Source organism: Pseudomonas fluvialis, from assembly GCF_014207935.1.
GTDB lineage: Bacteria > Pseudomonadota > Gammaproteobacteria > Pseudomonadales > Pseudomonadaceae > Aquipseudomonas > Aquipseudomonas fluvialis_A.
The window spans coordinates 530,579-545,427 of record NZ_JACHLL010000003.1; the positions used below are offsets into that span (position 1 = coordinate 530,579).

13 protein-coding genes and 2 tRNA genes are annotated in these 14,849 nt (G+C 64.4%); 9 read left to right on the forward strand and 6 right to left on the reverse strand.

The window, feature by feature from the left end; genetic code table 11:
- Nucleotides 1-66 precede the first annotated feature (66 nt).
- Genes purM through HNP49_RS11475 form a run of 3 tightly spaced genes read left to right on the forward strand, consistent with a single transcriptional unit; the run spans nt 67 to nt 2,503 of the window.
- On the forward strand, nt 67-1,125 hold the full coding sequence (gene purM, locus HNP49_RS11465) for a phosphoribosylformylglycinamidine cyclo-ligase (RefSeq protein WP_095941390.1): 1,059 nt from the start codon (nt 67-69) through the stop codon (nt 1,123-1,125).
- Nucleotides 1,125-1,769: a phosphoribosylglycinamide formyltransferase gene (gene purN / locus HNP49_RS11470; protein ID WP_184683337.1), complete on the forward strand. Its 645-nt coding sequence runs from the start codon at nt 1,125-1,127 to the stop codon at nt 1,767-1,769. The genes purM and purN overlap by 1 nt, the downstream gene beginning before the upstream one ends.
- A gap of 17 nt (nt 1,770-1,786) precedes the next feature.
- Nucleotides 1,787-2,503, forward strand: coding sequence for a DUF3108 domain-containing protein (locus tag HNP49_RS11475; protein ID WP_184683339.1), 717 nt, complete (start codon nt 1,787-1,789; stop codon nt 2,501-2,503).
- Nucleotides 2,504-2,558: 55 nt separating this feature from the next.
- Here HNP49_RS11475 and HNP49_RS11480 read toward each other — a convergent pair whose 3' ends face one another.
- Genes HNP49_RS11480 through cysM form a run of 5 tightly spaced genes read right to left on the reverse strand, consistent with a single transcriptional unit; the run spans nt 2,559 to nt 8,490 of the window.
- Nucleotides 2,559-3,098, reverse strand: a complete 540-nt coding sequence (locus tag HNP49_RS11480) for a DUF2058 domain-containing protein (protein ID WP_184683341.1) — start codon at nt 3,096-3,098, stop codon at nt 2,559-2,561.
- 23 nt (nt 3,099-3,121) lie between these two features.
- A complete protein-coding gene (gene mazG / locus HNP49_RS11485) occupies nt 3,122-3,952 on the reverse strand; it encodes a nucleoside triphosphate pyrophosphohydrolase (protein WP_184683343.1) in 831 nt (276 codons plus the stop codon).
- Nucleotides 3,945-6,194: a GTP diphosphokinase gene (gene relA, locus HNP49_RS11490; protein WP_184683345.1), complete on the reverse strand. Its 2,250-nt coding sequence runs from the start codon at nt 6,192-6,194 to the stop codon at nt 3,945-3,947. The genes mazG and relA overlap by 8 nt, the downstream gene beginning before the upstream one ends.
- Before the next feature lie 56 nt (nt 6,195-6,250).
- Nucleotides 6,251-7,603, reverse strand: a complete 1,353-nt coding sequence (gene rlmD, locus HNP49_RS11495; protein ID WP_184683353.1) for a 23S rRNA (uracil(1939)-C(5))-methyltransferase RlmD — start codon at nt 7,601-7,603, stop codon at nt 6,251-6,253.
- Nucleotides 7,604-7,605: 2 nt separating this feature from the next.
- Entirely contained in the window at nt 7,606-8,490 is an 885-nt protein-coding gene (gene cysM, locus HNP49_RS11500) for a cysteine synthase CysM (RefSeq protein WP_184683355.1), read from the reverse strand.
- A gap of 139 nt (nt 8,491-8,629) precedes the next feature.
- Here cysM and HNP49_RS11505 point away from each other — a divergent pair, with 139 nt between their 5' ends.
- The 4 genes from HNP49_RS11505 to HNP49_RS11520 are packed head-to-tail and all read left to right on the forward strand — an operon-like array spanning nt 8,630 to nt 13,274.
- Nucleotides 8,630-11,389 (forward strand): response regulator, encoded by a 2,760-nt coding sequence (locus HNP49_RS11505; RefSeq protein ID WP_184683357.1) that lies wholly within the window; start codon nt 8,630-8,632, stop codon nt 11,387-11,389.
- A gap of 11 nt (nt 11,390-11,400) precedes the next feature.
- Nucleotides 11,401-12,393, forward strand: a complete 993-nt coding sequence (locus HNP49_RS11510; RefSeq protein WP_184683358.1) for a 2-hydroxyacid dehydrogenase — start codon at nt 11,401-11,403, stop codon at nt 12,391-12,393.
- A 42-nt stretch (nt 12,394-12,435) separates the two neighbouring features.
- Nucleotides 12,436-12,876 (forward strand): hypothetical protein, encoded by a 441-nt coding sequence (locus tag HNP49_RS11515; protein WP_184683360.1) that lies wholly within the window; start codon nt 12,436-12,438, stop codon nt 12,874-12,876.
- The gene (locus HNP49_RS11520) at nt 12,873-13,274 is read left to right on the forward strand and encodes an META domain-containing protein (protein ID WP_184683361.1); all 402 of its coding nucleotides are present in this window, start codon (nt 12,873-12,875) and stop codon (nt 13,272-13,274) included. Before HNP49_RS11515 ends, HNP49_RS11520 begins: the two co-directional genes overlap by 4 nt.
- Before the next feature lie 2 nt (nt 13,275-13,276).
- On the opposite strand, the gene dinB is transcribed toward HNP49_RS11520, so the two are convergent.
- Nucleotides 13,277-14,353: a DNA polymerase IV gene (dinB, locus tag HNP49_RS11525; RefSeq protein ID WP_184683363.1), complete on the reverse strand. Its 1,077-nt coding sequence runs from the start codon at nt 14,351-14,353 to the stop codon at nt 13,277-13,279.
- A gap of 108 nt (nt 14,354-14,461) precedes the next feature.
- Here dinB and HNP49_RS11530 point away from each other — a divergent pair.
- Together HNP49_RS11530 and HNP49_RS11535 are read left to right on the forward strand one after the other, a co-directional pair.
- A tRNA-Met gene (locus HNP49_RS11530) sits at nt 14,462-14,538 on the forward strand.
- Between the two features lie 115 nt (nt 14,539-14,653).
- Nucleotides 14,654-14,730: transfer RNA gene (locus HNP49_RS11535), tRNA-Met, on the forward strand.
- Nucleotides 14,731-14,849 lie beyond the last annotated feature (119 nt).

The window sequence follows — 14,849 nt, forward strand, 5'->3', positions numbered from 1 at the left end:
GCGCCTCGCAGACCGTGGCCCGTGCGCCCGGTCAACTACCGAATTCCCCCGCAAAGGCCTGGATTTATGAGCAAGCAACCCTCCATCAGCTACAAAGACGCCGGTGTAGACATCGACGCCGGTGAAGCCCTGGTCGAACGCATCAAGGGCGTCGCCAAGCGCACCGCGCGTCCGGAAGTGATGGGCGGTCTGGGCGGTTTCGGCGCCCTGTGCGAAATCCCGGCCGGCTACAAGCAGCCGGTGCTGGTATCCGGCACCGACGGCGTCGGCACCAAGCTGCGCCTGGCGCTGAACCTGAACAAGCACGACAGCATCGGCCAGGATCTGGTCGCCATGTGCGTCAACGACCTGGTGGTGTGTGGCGCCGAGCCGCTGTTCTTCCTCGACTACTACGCCACCGGCAAGCTGAACGTGGACGTGGCGGCTACCGTGGTGACTGGCATCGGCGCCGGCTGCGAACTGGCCGGCTGCTCCCTGGTGGGTGGCGAGACCGCTGAAATGCCCGGCATGTATGAAGGCGAAGACTACGACCTGGCCGGCTTCTGCGTCGGCGTTGTGGAAAAGAGCGAAATCATCGACGGCTCGAAAGTCGCCACCGGTGACGCCCTGATCGCCCTTCCTTCTTCCGGCCCGCACTCCAACGGCTACTCGCTGATCCGCAAGATCCTCGAAGTATCCGGTGCCGACATCGAAACCACCGAACTGGACGGCAAGAAGCTGGCCGACCTGCTGATGGCGCCGACCCGCATCTACGTCAAGCCGCTGCTGAAACTGATCAAGGACACCGGCGCGGTCAAGGCCATGGCCCACATCACCGGCGGTGGCCTGCTCGACAACATCCCGCGCGTGCTGCCGCAAGGCGCCCAGGCGGTGGTCGACGTGGCCAGCTGGACCCGCCCGGCCGTGTTCGACTGGCTGCAGGAAAAAGGCAACGTCGACGAACACGAGATGCACCGCGTGCTCAACTGCGGCGTCGGCATGGTCATCTGCGTTGCCCAGGATCAGGTCGAAGCCGCCCTGGCCAGCCTGCGCGCCTCCGGTGAAGCACCGTGGGTGATCGGCCAGATCGGCGTGGCTGCCGAAGGTGCCGCCCAGGTTCAGCTGAACAACCTGAAAGCCCACTGATGACCTGCAAGGTTGTCGTACTGATCTCGGGGTCTGGCAGCAACCTGCAGGCCCTGATCGACAGTCTGCAGGCAGACAGTCCGGCACAGATCAGCGCGGTGATTTCCAACCGCGCCGATGCCTTTGGCCTGCAACGCGCGGCCAAGGCCGGGATTACCACCCAGGTACTCGACCACAAGGCCTTTGCCGACCGTGAAGCCTTTGATGGCGCCCTGATCGAGGCCATCGATGCCTACCAGGCCGATCTGGTGATACTCGCCGGCTTCATGCGCATCCTGACACTGGGATTCGTCACCCACTACACCGGCCGCCTGCTCAATATCCATCCGTCGCTGCTGCCCAAGTACAAAGGGCTGCACACCCACCAGCGGGCGCTGGAAGCCGGCGATACCGAGCATGGCTGCAGCGTGCACTTCGTCACCGAGGAACTCGACGGCGGGCCGCTGGTCGTACAGGCCGTGGTGCCGGTCATGGCTGACGATACGGCGGATACCCTGGCCGAGCGGGTACATGCCGCCGAGCACCAGATCTATCCGCTGGCCATGCACTGGTTCGCCCAGGGCCGCCTGCAACTGGATGAGCGCGGCTGCCAGCTGGACGGCCAGCTGCTGCCCGCCAGCGGCCAGGTCATCCGTACATTCTGATTGGGGAGTTCCACCGCATGCGTGCTCTGCTGCTTGTCGCCCTTGCCCTCCTGGGCCTGAATGCTCAGGCCTTCGAACTGCAGCCCTACTCCGCCAGCTACACCGCCGACTGGAAGCAGGTACCGATCAGCGGCACCGCCGAGCGCAGCCTCAAGCCGCTGGGCGATGGTCGCTGGGAGCTGAGCTTCGGCGCCGCCATGCTGGTGGCCAGCCTCAGCGAAGTCAGCACCTTTCGCGTCGAGAATGACGCCCTGCTGCCCTTGACCTACCGCTTCAACCGCGGCGGACTGGGCAAGAGCAAGCAGGTCGAGCACGACTTCGACTGGACCGAAAAGCAGGTGATCGGCAGCGATCGCGGCGAGCAAGTGCGCCTGCCGCTGAACCGCGGCATGCTCGATAAATCGACCTACCAACTGGCCCTGCAGCAGGCGGTCGCCAATGGCGAGAAGAATGTCAGCTATCAGGTGATCGACGGCGACGAACTAGACACCTATGACTTCCGCGTACTCGGTGAAGAGCGGGTGCGCACCCAGGCCGGCCTGATCGATGCGATCAAGGTCGAGCGGGTACGCGACCCTACCAAGAGCGCGCGCAAGACCGTGCTGTGGTTCGCCAAGGACTGGGACTTCCTGCTGGTGCGCCTGCATCAGGTCGAGAAGGACGGCAAGGAATACCAGATCATGCTCAAGGAAGGCGAAGTAAACGGCCGCAAGGTGGTTGGCGCGAAGAACTGATAGGTTGCAGACATGAAAAAGCCGGGCAATTGCCCGGCTTTTTCATGGGTTAGCGTTACCACATCAGGTCGTCGGGGACCTGATAGGCGGCGTACGGATCATCAGCATCCGGCGCCTCGGTCGGCGTATTGAGCAGGATCACCCGGCGCGGATCACGCTCCTGGATGCGCAGCGCCGCCTCACGCGGGATCATCTCGTAGCCACCGCCATGGCGGACGATGGCCAGCGAGCCGCGACTGAGCTTGTCGCGCAGCATGGCGTTGACCGCAATCCGCTTGATCTTTTTCTCGTCGACGAAGTTGTAGTAGTCATCGCTCTGCAGCTTGGGCAGGCGCGAGCTTTCGATCAGTTGCTTGATCTGCGCGGCACGGGCCTTCTGCTCGGCCTTTTCCTTCTGCTGCTCGTTCAGCTCCTGATCGCGCGCGGCTTTCTCGGCCTGCGCCTGCAGGGCGGCCTGTTTGATCGCATCATCGACTTCCACCTGGCCTTTCTTTTCCAGGCGTTGCTGCTTCTGCTTCTGCTTGCCGGCCTGCTTGGCCTGCTTTTCACTGACCAGACCGGCTTTCATCAGCTGGTCGCGAAGGGAAAGACTCATGGAAGGTTCTCGTTCAGTTCGACTCAGCAGCCCAGGGCTGCCTTTTCCTGTTTCTTGGCTTCGCCCCACAGGGCATCCAGCTCATCCAGGCTGCAATTCTCGATGGGACGGCCCGCTTCACGCAACGCCTGCTCGATGAAGCGGAAGCGCCGTTCGAACTTGCCATTGGCCGCCCGCAGCGCCGCCTCCGGCTCGACCTTGAGATGGCGGGCCAGATTGACCACGACAAACAGCAGGTCGCCAAGCTCCTCGGCAATGGCCTGCGGGTCGTTCTCGCTCATGGCCTCGAGCACTTCATCGAGTTCTTCGCGCACCTTGTCCAGCACCGGCAAGGCCTCCGGCCAGTCGAAGCCCACCTGCGCCGCGCGTTTCTGCAGCTTGGCCGCGCGCGACAGGGCCGGCAGCGCCTGGGGCACATCATCCAGCAGCGACAGCTGCTCGGGCGCCTCGGTCTTGGCGGCACGCTCCTCGGCCTTGAGTTCTTCCCAGCGCTGCTTGACCGCCGCCTCTTCCAGCTTCTGCGCATCCGGCTCGCCATACAGATCGCCATCCGGGAACACGTGCGGGTGACGGCGGATCAACTTGGCGGTGATGCCATCGACCACCTCGGCAAAACCGAAGCGCCCCTCTTCCGTCGCCAGCTGGCTGTAATAGACCACCTGGAAGAGCAGATCACCCAGCTCGCCGGGCAGATGATCGAAGTCGCCGCGCTCGATGGCATCGGCCACCTCGTAGGCCTCTTCGAGGGTGTAGGGCACGATGCTGGCGTAGCTCTGCTTGAGGTCCCACGGGCAACCATGTTCGGGGTGACGCAGGCGAGCCATCAGTTGCAGCAGGTCGTCGAGCTTATACATCCTTGCTGCCCCGCTCGCGGCGCGTCTCGATCACGTTGGGCAGCTGGCTGATGCGCGCAAGCAAACGCCCCAGGGCTTCCAGTCCGGGAATCTCGATGGTCAGGCGCATGGCCGCTGTGTTGTCTTCCTTGTTCGACCGGGTGTTGACCGCCAGCACATTGATCTTCTCGTTGAGCAGGACCTGCGACACGTCGCGCAGCAGGCCCGAGCGGTCGTAGGCACGCACCAGAATATCCACCGGGTAGGTCTGCACTGGGGTGCTACCCCAGCTCACCTGAATCATCCTGTGCGCCTCGCGCTCGACCAGTTGCAGCGCGGTCGGGCAGTCCTGGCGATGGATGGTGACACCGCGGCCGACCGTGATGTAGCCGATGATCGGATCGCCCGGCAACGGCTGGCAGCAACCGGCCATCTGCGTAAGCAGGTTGCCGACGCCAAGGATCTGCACGTCGTCGTGGCGACCCGGACGGCTGCTCGGCTTGCGCGGAATCAGCTCCAGCTGCTCGCTACTGCGATCCGGCTCGACCAGCTGCTGCGCCTGGTTGACCGTCGGCGCCAGGCGCAGATCGCCGGCACCCAGCGCGGCATAGAGGTCCTCGGCGCTCTTGAGGTTGCACTTCTCGGCGAGCTTGTTGAAATCCACCGGCGGCATGGCCAAGCGGGCCAGCTCGCGTTCGAGCATCTGCTTGCCGGCGGCGACGTTCTGTTCGCGATCCTGCTGCTTGAACCAGTGGACGATCTTGGCCCGCGCCCGGCTGGTGGTGACATAGCCCAGGTTGGAGTTGAGCCAGTCACGGCTCGGCGCGCCGTTCTTGCCGGTGATGATCGCCACCTGGTCGCCGGTGTGCAGACTGTAGGTCAGCGGCACGATGCGCCCGTTGATCTTGGCGCCGCGGCAGTTGTGACCGATCTGGGTATGCACGCGGTAGGCGAAATCCAGCGGCGTGGCGCCCTTGGGCAGGTCGATGGCATGCCCGTCCGGGGTGAACACGTAGACCCGATCCGGCTCGATATCAACCTTGAGCTGCTCGGCCAGGCCACCGATATCGCCCAGTTCCTCGTGCCACTCGAGGACCTGGCGCAGCCAGGCCATCTTCTCTTCGTAGTGGTTGGAGTTGCCCTTGACATCGGTGCCCTTGTACTTCCAGTGCGCGCACACGCCCAGCTCGGCTTCCTCGTGCATGCCGTGGGTGCGGATCTGCACCTCCAGCACCTTGCCTTCCGGCCCGAGCACGGCGGTGTGCAACGAGCGGTAACCGTTTTCCTTGGGGTTGGCGATGTAGTCGTCGAACTCGCGCGGGATGTGCCGCCACAGGCTGTGGACGATGCCGAGCGTGGTGTAGCAGTCACGCACCTCGGGCACCAGCACACGCACGGCACGCACGTCGTAGATCTGGCTGAACTCCAGACCTTTCTTCTGCATCTTGCGCCAGATCGAATAGATGTGTTTCGCCCGCCCGCTGATATCGGCCTTGATCCCGGCGGCATTCAGTTCGTCGCGCAGCTGCTGCATGACGTCACTGATGTACTGCTGGCGATCGAGACGACGCTCGTGCAGCAACTTGGCGATCTGCTTGTACTGCTCGGGCTCCAGGTAGCGGAAGGACAGGTCTTCCAGCTCCCACTTGATATGACCGATGCCCAGGCGGTGGGCCAGCGGGGCATAGATGTCGAACACCTCGCGGGCCACGCGGTGACGCTTCTCTTCGTCGGCGTCCTTCACCTCGCGGATGGCACAGGTGCGCTCGGCCAGCTTGATCAGCGCCACGCGCACATCATCGACCATGGCCACCAGCATCTTGCGCAGGTTCTCCACCTGCGCCTGGGAGCCAAGCACCAGGGAGTCGCGCGGGTTGACGCTGTTGCTGATCGCCGCCATGCGCAGCACGCCCTTGATCAGCTTGCCGACCACCGGACCAAAGCGTTCCTGCACGGCGGCCAGACTGACCTTGTCCTCGCGCACCGCGCGATAGATCACCGCCGCCACCAGGGAATCCTGGTCGAGCTTGAGATCGGCGAGGATCTCGGCGATCTCAAGGCCGGTACGGAAACTCGAATTACCCTCGGCCCAGATATTCTTCTGCGCGATCGCCTGCTGCTCGACATCGCGGGCGTATTCGCACGCCGCGCGCAGGCCGTCCCGCTCCAGCGCCGGGTCGAGCGCGAGCATGTGATCCAGCCATGCATCGAGGTTGAGGCTGCCGTCATCGTTGACCGGCTGCGAAGCCCTTACCTGTACCATCTTGCATCCTCTTGCAGAGCCGGCCTTCTCTGGGCCGGTCGGATTACAGGGGCTTCCTAGCCCCTCTCGAACAACGCCATCGCCTCGACATGCGCCGTCTGCGGAAACATGTCGAGAATCCCGGCCTTGCGCAGCCGGTAGCCCTGTCGGACCAGCTCGGCGGCATCCCGCGCCAGCGTGGCGGGGTTGCAGGAAACGTACAGCACACGTTCTGCGCCCAGGCGCTGCATATCGCGCACCACCTCGAAGGCACCGTCACGCGGCGGGTCCAGCAACACGGCCGGAAAGCCGCATTCTGCCCAACTCGCCGAATGCAGGGGCTGCGCCAGATCAGCACAGAGCACCCGCACATTATCCAGACCATTGGCCAGGGCGTTGGCCTGGGCACGCTCGACCATCGCCGCGACACCCTCCACCGCCACCACCTCACGCACCCGCCGAGCCAGCGGCAGGGCAAAGTTGCCCAGACCACAGAACAGGTCGAGCACACGCTCGTCGGCCTGCGGCGCCAGCCAGTCTAGCGCCTGCGCCACCATCTGCTCGTTGATCGACGCGTTGACCTGAACGAAATCGCCCGGCCGCCAGGCCAGCTCCACGGCAAAGGCCGGCAGGGCGAACCCCAGCTCGGCACCGGCCTGATCCGGGTAGGGCTCACCCTCGCCATGCCACCACAACTGCACCTGCTGCTCGGCACAGAATTGCCGCAGCAACTGCTGATCAGCCTCGACCAGCGCCCCGGTATGGCGCAGCAGCAGCGCCACCTGAGTGCCGCTGAACAGCTCGACATGGCCGAGCCGCTCCGGGCGGCCGAACTGGCGGAGCAGCGCCGGCAAAGCGCGGGCAATCGACTGCAAGGGCTGTACCAGCACCGGGCACTCGCCCAGGGCAACAATGTCCTGACTGGCGGCAGCGCGGAAACCGACCTCCAGACGCTTTTGCTTGGCATCCCAGCGCACGGCAATCCGCGTGCGTCGGCGATAGCCCAGCTCCGGACCGGTCAGCGGCGTTGCCCACTCCTCCGGCTGCACCTGCGCCAAACGCTGCAACTGCTCGGCCAGGCTGCGCTGTTTCAGCGCCAGCTGTTCGGCATGCGGCAGGTGCTGCAGGCTGCAGCCGCCGCAGCGCCCAGCCACCGCGCAGGCCGGCTGCCGGCGTAGGTCACTGGCCTTGAGCACGCGCTCGACACGGGCATCGACGACCTTGCTGCGCGCCGCCAGCACACGGGCTTCGACATCCTCACCGGCCAGGGCGCCGGCCACAAACCAGGTGCGGCCATCGACATGCGCAATGCCGCGACCATCATGGGCCAGGCGCTCTATCTGCAGCTTCTGTTTCTTGCCCACCGGCACGCCGGCGGACTTGTCGCCACCGGCCGGCTGGAAGCGCAGGGTCTTGGGTTGACGGGCCATGGCTATTGGTTAAACAGGCCGGACGACAGGTAACGGTCGCCGCGGTCACAGATGATCGCCACCATCAGCGCGTTTTCCACCTGTTGCGACAGGCGCAGCATGGCGGCCACCGCACCGCCGGAGGAGACGCCGCAGAAGATGCCCTCCTCGCGGGCCAGACGGCGCATACAGTCCTCGGCCTCGGCCTGGGAGATATCCAGCACCTGATCGACCCGGCTGGCGTCGAAGATGCTCGGCAGGTATTCCTGCGGCCAGCGGCGAATCCCCGGAATGGCCGAGCCATCCTGCGGCTGCAGGCCGATGATCTGTACCGCCGGGTTCTGTTCCTTGAGGTAGCGCGAGGTACCCATGATGGTGCCGGTGGTGCCCATCGAGCTGATGAAGTGGGTGATACGCCCGCCTGTCTGCCGCCAGATTTCCGGCCCGGTGCTCTGGTAGTGAGCCACCGGGTTATCGGCATTGGCGAACTGATCCAGCACCTTGCCCTTGCCTTCGGCCTGCATGGCCAGCGCCAGGTCGCGCGCCTCCTCCATGCCCCCCACCAGAATCAGCTCGGCGCCATAAGCCGTCATGGCCGCCTTGCGCTCGGCCGTGGAGTTGTCCGGCATGATCAGGATCATGCGGTAGCCCTTGATCGCCGCCACCATGGCCAGGGCAATGCCGGTATTGCCGCTGGTGGCCTCGATCAAGGTATCGCCGGGGTGGATGTCACCGCGCAACTCGGCCGCGCTGATCATCGACAGCGCCGGGCGGTCCTTCACCGAACCCGCCGGGTTGTTGCCTTCCAGCTTCACCAGCAGGGTATTGCTGGTCTGTCCCGCCAGGCGCTGCAGACGCACCAGCGGCGTGTTGCCGACATAGTCGGCAATCGTGGGGAAATCAGTCATGGCGTATCGGCACTCGGCCAGCATTACGGGGCGCCTATGATAGCGGCAAACCGGAGCAGGCCATACCGCCATACGCGCCAGTTGTTTGCCGGTCGTTGCCGCGCCGCTACACTGCCGGAAAATCTGCAGGAGGCTGTGCGTGTTCAAGGACCTAAGCATCAAGAGCCGGGTATTGCTGCTCACCCTGCTGCCCAGCACATTGCTGGCCTGCGTACTGGGCGGCTACTTCAGCTGGACTCAGCTATCGGACCTGCGCCAGCAGATCGAAGCCCGCGGCGCACTGATCAGCGAGCAGCTCGCGGTGCTCGCCGCCCCCGCCCTGCAGGCCGGCCAGAGCGGGCGCCTACAGCGCATCGCCGAAGCCGCGCTGGAACAGGATGATGTGCGCAGCGTGCACATCCGCAATACCGACCTGCTTCAGGCCGCGCATGCCGGCCCGCGCCTGAAGAACCTCGACCCGCTGACCGACCGCCAGCGCCTGGCCTTGTCCAGCGGCAGCGACAGCACACGCTTTCGCCTACCGGTGCTCGGCCGCCACTACAACCTGGGCGCCCAGGCCACCGCCGCACCGGACCACCTGCTGGGCTGGGTTGACGTGGAAATCGCCCACAGCGGCATTCTGCTGAAAACCTATCAGGGACTGCTCGCCAGTCTGCTGCTGACATTGCTGGCCTTGGTCGCCACAGCCATGCTCGCTCTGCGCCTTTCACGTTCGGTCAACGGCCCGCTGCGACGCATCCAGCAAGGCGTCGCGCAACTGCGCGAAGGCCGACTGGAGACACGCCTGCCGCTGATCGGCAACGAGGAACTGGACGCGCTCTCGGCCGGTATCAACCGCATGGCCGAGGCCCTGCAGAGCGCCCAGGAGGAAATGCAGCACAGCATCGACCAGGCCACCGAGGACGTCAGACAGAACCTGGAAACCATCGAGATCCAGAACATCGAACTGGACCTGGCGCGCAAGGAGGCACTGGAGGCCAGCCGCATCAAGTCCGAATTCCTCGCCAACATGAGCCACGAGATCCGTACGCCACTCAACGGCATCATCGGCTTTACCCATCTGCTGCTGAAAAGCGACATGACGCCTCGTCAGCTCGACTACCTGGCCACCATCGAAAAGTCCGCCGATAGCCTGATGGGAATCATCAATGAGGTGCTCGATTTCTCCAAGATCGAAGCCGGCAAGCTGGTGCTGGAGAAACTGCCGTTCAACCTCTGCGATCTGATCGAGGAAAGCCTCACCCTGCTCGCCCCGGGCGCCCACGAGAAACAGCTCGAACTGGTCAGCCTGTTCTACCGCGACACTCCGCGCGCCCTGATCGGCGACCCGCAGCGCCTCAAGCAGGTGCTCAACAACCTGATCAGCAACGCCATCAAGTTCACCCGCTCCGGCAGCATCGTGGTGCGCACCATGCTCGAAGACGAACGCGACGGCCGCGCCCAGCTGCGCATCAGCGTGCAGGACACCGGTATCGGCCTGTCCGACGAGGACCTGGCCGCCCTGTTCAAGGCTTTCAGCCAGGCCGACAACTCGCTCAGCCGGCAACCCGGCGGCACCGGTCTTGGCCTGGTCATCTCGCGGCGCATCATCGAACAGATGGGGGGCGAGATTGGCGTGGAAAGCCGCCCTGGCGCCGGTTCGGAATTCTGGATCAGCCTCAGCCTGCCGCGGGCCCGCGAGGACATCGAAGACCAGCCGCGCGCTCCCCTGCTGGGACGCCAGCTGGTCCTGCTGGAAAGCCACGAACTGAGCCGCCAGGCCATGCAGCACCAGCTCGAAGACCTCGGCCTGGAAGTCACCAGTTTTGCCGAACGCGAGGCCCTGCTGGCGCATGTCGCCCGGCAGCAGGCGGCCGGCCAGCCGGTCGGCCTGGCACTGCTGGCCATCAGCCTTGGCGAGCTGCCTGCCGAGCAGCTCAACCCCCTGGTTCTGCAGCTGGAGAAGCTCGGCTGCCGCAGCCTGCTGCTCTGCCCGACCACCGAACAGGCGCAGCTGCACACCCTGCTCGGCAGTAGCCGCAGCCTGTTGCAGGCCAAACCGGCCTGTCGGCGCAAGCTGCAGAGTGGCCTCAGCGAACTGCTCGGGCCGCGCCCGCAACCGGTCGAGGAAGCTCCGGTCATCCCCGATCGTCCGCCGCGCCTGCTCTGCGTCGACGACAACCCGGCCAACCTGCTGCTGGTACAGACCCTGCTCGGTGATCTCGGCGCCGAAGTCACCGCCGTGGACAGCGGTTTTGCCGCCCTCGACGTACTGGAGCGCAAGGAGTTCGACCTGGTGTTCATGGACGTGCAGATGCCGGAAATGGACGGCCGTCAGACCACCGAAGAAATCCGCCGCCGCGAGGCCGTGGCAGGACGCGCCCCGTTGCCGATCATCGCCCTGACCGCCCACGCCCTGGCTAATGAAAAGCGCGCCCTACTGCGCATCGGTATGGACGACTACCTGACCAAGCCGATCAGCGAACGGCAACTGGTTCAGGTCATTCTCAAGTGGACCGGCCTCAGCCTGCGCCGCGCCAGCAGCGAGGGCGCCCAGCTCGACAGCAATCCGCTGATCGACCCACTGCAGCTGCCGGTGCTCGACAGCGAGGAAGGGCTGCGCCTGGCGGCCGGCAAATCGGTACTGGCCGCTGACATGCTGGGCATGCTGCTGGCCTCCCTGGAAGCGGACCAGATCGCCATTCGCAGCGCCCGCGAGCAGCAGGATCGCCTGGCCCTGCTCGAGCGCGTGCACCGCCTGCACGGTGCCACCCGCTATTGCGGCGTGCCGCAACTGCGTGCTGCCTGCCAGCAGGCGGAAACCCTGCTCAAGGAAGAAGATGCAGGCGCACAACAGGCACTCGATACCCTCGAAGAAGCCATTCGCCGCCTGCAACAGCAAGCCCGTACCCCGGCCTGAGGAGCCCAGCCATGCAAATCATGCTGTTCAGCTGCCAGAACTACGAGCAAGAAAGCTTCAGCGGAGCCAATTCGGCAGGCGCCTTCACCCTGAGTTTTCAGCCGAGTCGCCTGACCCTCAGTACCGCTGCCCTGGCCGACGGCGTACCCGTGGTCTGCGCCTTCATCAACGACGACCTGTCGGCACCTGTGCTGCAGCGCCTGGCGGCCGGCGGCACTCGACTGATCGCCCTGCGCTCAGCCGGCTACAACCATGTCGATCTGAAAGCCGCCGAACTGCTCGGCCTCGGCGTAGTGCGCGTGCCCGACTACTCGCCACACGCCATCGCCGAGCACGCCGTGGCGCTGATCCTGGCGCTCAATCGGCGCATACACCGAGCCTACAACCGCACTCGCGAGGGCGATTTCTCACTGCACGGACTGATCGGCTTCGATCTGCACGGCAAAACCGTCGGCGTAGTCGGCACCGGGCAGATAGGCGCGGCCTTCGCCCGCATCATGCTCGGCTTCGGTTGCCGGGTACTGGCCAGTGACCCGCAGATCGACCCGGCCCTGCAACAGGCCGGCGTCCACTATCTGCCGCTGGGCGAGATGCTGGCGCAGACCGACATCCTCAGCCTGCACTGTCCGCTCAACACCGCCACCCGCCACCTGATCGACGCCAACGCCCTCACCTGCCTCAAGCCTGGCGCCATGCTGATCAACACCGGCCGCGGAGCGCTGGTCGATACGCCGGCACTGATCGACGCCCTGAAAAGCGGCCGTCTGGGGTATCTAGGCCTGGATGTCTACGAAGAAGAAGCCCAGCTGTTCTTTGCCGACTGCTCCGACCAGCCGCTGCAAGACGATGTGCTGGCACGCCTGCTGACCTTCCCCAACGTCATCATCACCGCCCACCAGGCCTTTCTCACCCGCGAGGCCCTGGCGGCCATCGCCACCACCACCCTGAACAACATCAGCGCCTGGCACGCCGGCAACGCCACCAACCGGGTCAACGCGGTCTGAAGCGGCGCCCATGGTAGGATTCCCGCACCTTGCGGAGGACTTATGGCCGAACACGATTTCCGTTACACCCTGCTCAACCCTGCACACACTCTGACCGAGTGCCGCGCCATGGCACCCGGTCTGTACCAGCTGACCGGCAATGGCGGCTCGGTGCAGAACGGCGACACCCTGCTGGTCACGCTCAAGGGCAGCCGCGACCTGTTCATGCGCCTGAACGTGGACAAGGTCCGTCACCTGATCAATCCACCCGGTCAGTGGACGGCGGTGGCCAAAGGCCCAGCATTCCGCGAATTGGCCATCCATACTTGGCAGGTCAACTGTGATGGCTGTGCTGCCACGCTGGACTTCGAGTTCGCCGTCGATGCCACCCTCGGCAACCCGGCGCGCGAAGCCGCCGCGCAGGCACGCATCGCCGAACTGGGCTGGCAGACCCGCGCCGGCCAGCACCTGTGCCCGAACTGCCAGAAGGAAACCGCTGCATGAAGAAAATCGCCGCCCTGTTGCCGCTGGCACTGCTGAGCGCCTGCGCCAGCGACCAGCCAAGTCTTCAAACCGAGCGCACCTATCGGGTCGAGTGGATTGGCGAACGCCCGCTGATCGACCGCAGCTATCTGACCGTGACCCTCGGCGAGGACAGCCGGGCATACGGCAATGCCGGCTGCAATCACTGGTTCGGCGGCTACAGCCTTGATGACGAGCAACTGAGTTTCAGCGCACCGGCCAGCACCATGAAGATGTGCGCACCTGCACTGATGGAGCAGGAGCAACGCTTCCTCAAGGCCCTGCAGTCGGTGCAGCGCTGGGATTTCAGCGCCACCGGCGAGCTGCGCCTGTGGCCCGCCAGCGGCAAACCGATTCGGCTGTTCGAAGACCAGCGCTGAGGCTAGAACAACAGCAACTGCTCCTGCGCCTCGCGCAGATCAATCAGGCGCACGCCAAGGCCCAACAGGCGTACCGGCTTGCCACCCCGGGCGAAGGCAGCCCCAAGCAGCACGGCGTAGCTGTCCAGATCACGCCCGGCACCACCCTGCTCCAGGGTGGTCTGGGTGAAATCATGGAACTTGATCTTGACGTAGGGCTTACCCGGTCGATAGCTGCCGTCCAGCCGCGCCAGGCGCTGCTCCAGCTGCTCCAGAAGCCCCGGCAACTGCTGCAGACAGGCCTGCAGGTTGGGTAGATCGCTGTCAAAGGTATGCTCGACACTGACCGACTGCCGACGACTGTCGGCCTCCACGACACGCTCATCGATACCCCGCGCCAGCCCCCACAGGCGCTCGCCGAAGCTGCCAAACTCACGCAACAGAGCCAGCTTGTCCCATTCACGCAGATCGCTGCAGAGCGTTATTCCCAGGCGCGAGAGCTTGTCGGCAGTAACCTTGCCGACACCGTGCAGACGACTGACCGGCAGTGCCGCGACAAAATCCTCCACCTCATCCGGGGTAATCACGAAAAGCCCGTTGGGCTTGCGCCAGTCACTGGCGATCTTGGCCAGAAACTTGTTGGGCGCCACGCCGGCTGAAACGGTGATACGCAGCTCCTGCCAGACCCGCTGGCGAATCTCTCGGGCCATCCGCGTGGCACTGCCACCACAGTGACTGGCCTCGCTGACATCCACATAGGCCTCGTCCAGCGACAATGGCTCGATACGTTCGCTGTACTCGCGCAGGATCGCGTGAATTTGCCGTGAAGCCAGGCGGTAGGCCTCCATATGCGGCTTGACCACCAGCAGATCCGGGCACAACTTGAGCGCCTGCCGGGTAGGCATGGCCGAACGTACGCCCCAGGCACGTGCCTCGTAGTTGCAGGTGGCGATCACCCCGCGCCGCTCGGCCGCGCCACCGACCGCCAACGGACGCCCGGCCAGCTGCGGGTCATCGCGCATCTCGATGGCGGCATAAAAGCAGTCGCAGTCGATATGGATGATCTTGCGCACGGAAGTCCGGTAGGCCTCGCCAGGCATGCTCTGAGGCCCTCAGTCTAGCACCCGTATAACGCTAACCATCTGAGCAAAAAACACTTTTTCCAAACTAATGGTTGACACAAAAGTCTGCGCCAGTAGAATGTGCGGCGCGGGATGGAGCAGTCTGGTAGCTCGTCGGGCTCATAACCCGAAGGTCGTCGGTTCAAATCCGGCTCCCGCAACCAATTCGAAAGGCCACTCAATGAGTGGCCTTTTTTATTGTCTGCGCGAATCATTTAACTATTTGATTAAAAAGCAGAAATCGATTGACAGCAGGGAGCAGATGAGTAGAATTGGCGGCGCGGGATGGAGCAGTCTGGTAGCTCGTCGGGCTCATAACCCGAAGGTCGTCGGTTCAAATCCGGCTCCCGCAACCAATTCGAAAGGCCACTCAACGAGTGGCCTTTTTTGTTTGTGCGTATTTCCCCCAGTGTTCAGGTTGACTTAAGCCTGGCGCACTATTCTTCTGCGCAACCACTTTGCACCGGAGTCGCAA